The following is a 460-nucleotide window of genomic DNA, read 5'->3' on the forward strand; positions in this document are numbered from 1 at the left end:
CGTTCCCATGCCGAACACGGAAGTTAAGCTCTTCAGCGCCGATGGTAGTCGGGGGTTTCCCCCTGTGAGAGTAGGACATCGCCAGGCAGACTTCATTCCGCAGTAGCTCAGTGGTAGAGCTATCGGCTGTTAACCGATCGGTCGTAGGTTCGAATCCTACCTGCGGAGCCATTTATGGAGAGCTGTCCGAGTGGCCGAAGGAGCACGATTGGAAATCGTGTAGGCGGTAACCCCGTCTCAAGGGTTCGAATCCCTTGCTCTCCGCCACTAATTATTAATACATAACAAACGAAAAAATACCAGGGCCCGTTGGTCAAGCGGTTAAGACACCGCCCTTTCACGGCGGTAACACGGGTTCGAATCCCGTACGGGTCACTTATATGATGGAGGATTAGCTCAGCTGGGAGAGCATCTGCCTTACAAGCAGAGGGTCGGCGGTTCGAGCCCGTCATCCTCCACC

General features: G+C 54.6%; 4 tRNA genes and 1 rRNA gene. All 5 read left to right on the forward strand.

Features of this window, described 5'->3' with window-relative positions:
• Window positions 1–87, forward strand: a 5S ribosomal RNA gene (rrf, locus tag G9F75_RS19705); the annotation flags it as partial.
• A gap of 9 nt (window positions 88–96) precedes the next feature.
• Window positions 97–171, forward strand: a tRNA-Asn gene (locus G9F75_RS19710).
• A gap of 5 nt (window positions 172–176) precedes the next feature.
• Window positions 177–267 (forward strand) — tRNA-Ser (locus G9F75_RS19715).
• A 36-nt stretch (window positions 268–303) separates the two neighbouring features.
• Window positions 304–375 (forward strand) — tRNA-Glu (locus G9F75_RS19720).
• 10 nt (window positions 376–385) lie between these two features.
• Window positions 386–458, forward strand: a tRNA-Val gene (locus G9F75_RS19725).
• Window positions 459–460 lie beyond the last annotated feature (2 nt).

Origin of the sequence: Bacillus sp. EKM208B (genome assembly GCF_011800725.1) — a bacterium.
GTDB lineage: Bacteria > Bacillota > Bacilli > Bacillales > Bacillaceae > Bacillus > Bacillus velezensis.